General features: G+C 61.5%; 1 pseudogene and 1 other annotated feature. The pseudogene reads left to right on the top strand.

Annotated features, from left to right (window positions below):
- The first annotated feature begins 51 nt into the window (after positions 1–51).
- Positions 52–162 (top strand) — a sequence feature (AL1L pseudoknot).
- 142 nt (positions 163–304) lie between these two features.
- Positions 305–524: pseudogene (locus DK926_RS26925) on the top strand (IS3 family transposase); the annotation flags it as partial.

The raw sequence follows: 524 nt of genomic DNA, 5'->3' as shown, positions 1-524 counted from the left end.
GAAGCGGGTCGCCGAACTCGAGCGAACGAACGAGCTACTGAAATCGGCGAGCGCGTTTTTCGCCTCGGAACTCGACCGGACCACGACGAGATGATCGCGTTCATCGACGCGTACCGCGATCGTTTCGGGGTCGAGTTCATCTGTCGCGCTCTGCGGGCGGCGGGTGTGGTCTTCCTTACCTCGCGAGGCTACCGTGCAGCGAAAAGCCGTGTTGCATCGGCACGTTCAATCCGCGACGGCGAACTGGTGCCATTGGTGAAGACCGTGCACGAGAACAATTACTCGGTGTACGCCAGTCAAGAAGATGCACGCAGAGCTGACCCGCCGGGGTGTTCGGGTCGGCCGTGAACAGACGCGCCGGTTGATGCGCTGCGCCGGGGTGCGCGGTGTGCAACGTTCGAAGAAGGTGTTCACCACCCGACCCGACCCTGCTGGGGTGCGGCCGCGGGACAGTGTGAAACGTAATTTCGTTGCAACACAACCGAATCGATTGTGGGTGGTCGATATCACCTACGTCCGGACGT

The organism is Rhodococcus sp. Eu-32 (assembly GCF_003336925.1).
In the GTDB taxonomy this organism is placed as follows: domain Bacteria; phylum Actinomycetota; class Actinomycetes; order Mycobacteriales; family Mycobacteriaceae; genus Rhodococcoides; species Rhodococcoides kyotonensis_B.
This window is presented reverse-complemented; position numbering and strand designations above follow the sequence as displayed.